The sequence below is a fragment of the Cryobacterium sp. 10I1 genome, from assembly GCF_035019805.1.
GTDB classification, from domain to species: domain Bacteria; phylum Actinomycetota; class Actinomycetes; order Actinomycetales; family Microbacteriaceae; genus Cryobacterium; species Cryobacterium glucosi.
In genome coordinates this window covers 1-2,901 of record NZ_JASJVF010000338.1, presented here as the reverse complement: position 1 = coordinate 2,901, position 2,901 = coordinate 1, and the positions used below count along the sequence as shown (strand labels likewise).

Here is a 2,901-nt window from a genome sequence, read left to right as displayed (position 1 = left end):
GTTGACGCCGTCGCGCACCGCTTGGGTGACCACGGCGACGGCGACGCGGCGCGACACCTCGGGCAGGTCCCGGAACGAGGGCAGCACGGCCGCGCCGGGCCGGGTCACGTCGACCATGCCGGCGATCGCGTGGGCGGCGGCGAGGAGCATGGCCCGGTTCAGCACGGTCGCCCGGGCGACGATCGCTCCGAAGCAGATCCCCGGATACATGAGCGCGTTGTTGCCCTGGCCGATCTCGTAGTCGACCCCGTCGAACCGCACGGGGGCTGACGGGCAGCCGGTGCTCACGAGGGCCGCGCCGGCCGTCCACTCGATTACGTCGGCCGCGGTCGCCTCGGCGAGCTCGGCCGGGTTGGAGATCGGGCAGATCAGCGGGCGTTCGACGTGGGCGGCCATCTCACGCACGGCAGCCTCGGTGAAGGCGCCGAACTGGGTCGAGGTGCCGATGAGCGCGGTCGGGTGCACGGCGGCGATCACGCTGTGCAGCGAGCACGGGTCGGCGAGCGCGGGCGCGAACGCATCGCCGGCCAGTTCCCGTGCGGGCCGGGCGTACCGGCGCTGGCCGGCGGTGAGGTCGGGCAGGGTGTCGACGATGAGCCCCTGCCGGTCCATCAGGTAGATCCGGGCCTCGGCCTCGGCGAGGGACTGTCCCCCGGTCACGACGAGCTCGTCGACGATCTGGTCGGCGATGCCGATCCCGGCGGTCCCCGCGCCGAAGATCAACACGCGCTGGTCGCCCAGGGTCAACCCGGAGATCAGGATGCTCGTGTTCAGGGCGGCGAGGATCGTGACGCCGGTTCCCTGGATGTCGTCGTTGAGGGTGCAGATGCTGTCGCGATACCGCTCGAGGATCGGCGCCGCCGTCGCGCGGCCGAAGTCCTCCCAGTGCAGCAGCGCGCCCGGGAACAGCCCGAGCGCCGTCTGAACGAAGTCGTCGATGAACCGGTCGTAGTCGGCGCCACGGATGCGCGGAAACCGATTCCCGAGGTACCGCGAGTCGTCGAGCAGCCCGGCATTGTCGGTGCCTACGTCGATGAACACCGGCAGGATCTGGGCGGGGTCGATGCCCGCTGCCGCGGTGTAGACGGCGACCTTGCCGGTGAGGATCTCGGCCCCGTTGACGCCCCAGTCGCCGATGCCGAGGATTCCCTCGCCGTCGGTCGCGACGATCAGGCGGATGTCCCGGCCGTTGGCGTAGATCTGGAGCGCCTCCCCGATGCTCTCGGGATCGAGTGCGGAGATGTAGGCGACATCGCTGCCCGCGTAGCAGTCGCTGTACTGCTGGATCGCCTGGGCGACGGTCGGCGCGTACACGATCGGCAGGAATTCGACGAGGTGCCGGGACATCGCATAGTAGAACAGCCGGCGGTTGCGCGCGCAGACGTCCATCAGGAACAGGCGCTTCTCGAGGTCGTTCGGCCGGGCCAGGAACCGCCGGTAGAGCTGACCCGATTGCTGCTCGATGGTCTGCACGACGTGCGGCAGCTGCCCGGTGATGCCGCCGCGCATCCGCTCGGCCCGGGTGAACGCGGTGCCCTTGTTGCGGTACGGGTCGGAGAGCAGGGAACGCCCGGTCATGAAGTGCCTCTCGCGAGTTGGAGGCCGCGACGGTGTGACCGGTGTGCCGGGCCTGAGGCTGCTGCCTACCCCGCTTCACCCAGTTTAACCCCGCGTTTACCCGAGGTTCGTCCCTGCATCGGCCGCCGAGTCGGCGCGCGCCGCATTCTTCTCCTCGCGACGGACAGCCCTGCGCTCCCTGCCGCCCTCGACGAGGAAGTACAGCACCGGGAGCACGATGAGGGTGAGCAGGGTCGAGGAGACCAGGCCGCCGATCACGACCAGGGCGAGCGGCTGGGAGATGAACCCGCCGGTGCCGGTGAGGCCGACCGCCATCGGGAGCAGGGCGAAGATCGTGGCGAGGGCGGTCATCAGGATCGGGCGCAGCCGCCGGGAGGCCCCGTTGACGAGCGCCTCGCGCACGTCGAGCCCCCGTCGCCGGTACTGGTTGACGAGGTCGATCAGCACGATCGCGTTCGTCACGACGATCCCGATCAGCATCAGCACGCCGATCAGCGAGGGCACTCCGAGGGGGATGCCGGTGATCACCTGCAGCGCGATGGCCCCCGTCGCCGCGAACGGGATGGACACGAGCAGCAGCAGCGGCTGCAGCAGCGACCGGAACGTCGCGACCATCACGATGTAGACGATCAGGATCGCGGCGAGCAGCGCGATGCCGAGCTGCTGGAATGCGTCGGTCTGGTCCTTCGTGACACCGCCGAGGGTCGCGGTCGCGCCGGTCGGCAGGGTCGTGTCGGCGAGCACGGTCGCCATCTGGGCGTTGGCGGTGCCGAGGTCGTTGTTGTTCGGCGTCGCCGAGACCGTCGCGGTGCGCAGGCCCTTCGTCGTCGTGAGGGTGGCCGGGCCGTCGACCTGTGCGACGGTCGCGAGGGTGCTGAGCGCGACCGGCCCGGCGAGGGTCGGGATCGGCAGGGCGGCGAGCTCGGCCGTCGTGGCCGGCGAGCTGGCCCCGGTGAGATACACGGACAGGTTCGCCTCGTTGATCACGATCGACCCGACGACGCTCGGCTGCATCGCCTGGGAGACGAGGGTGCCGAGCGCGAGCTCGCTCAGGCCGGCGGAGGCGGCCTTCGTGCGGTCGATCGTCACGGCGAGGTAGGGCCGGGAGGCGGCGAGGTTGCTCGAGCTCTCCTTGATCGCGTCGAGCTTCTTCACGGCGGCGAGGATGCTGTCGCTCGCTGTCTGCAGGTCGGCGCCGTTGGCCGCGGTGATGTCGACGGCGATGTCCGAGGTGCCGCCGAAGCCGCCGCCGCATCGACAGCGGTGTTCAACGATGCCGACGTCTCGTTCGCCATGCCGATGGTCAACCACCACCAGCAGGCG

The 2,901-nt window shown here is 70.3% G+C and carries 2 protein-coding genes; both read right to left on the bottom strand.

Going from position 1 to position 2,901, the window contains the following annotated elements:
* The coding region (locus tag QN345_RS17595; RefSeq protein ID WP_323508979.1) for an NAD-dependent malic enzyme at positions 1–1,578 on the bottom strand (1,578 nt) is incomplete at its 3' end.
* 96 nt (positions 1,579–1,674) lie between these two features.
* Positions 1,675–2,901: efflux RND transporter permease subunit (locus QN345_RS17590; RefSeq protein WP_323508978.1), on the bottom strand; the 1,227-nt coding region annotated here is incomplete at its 5' end.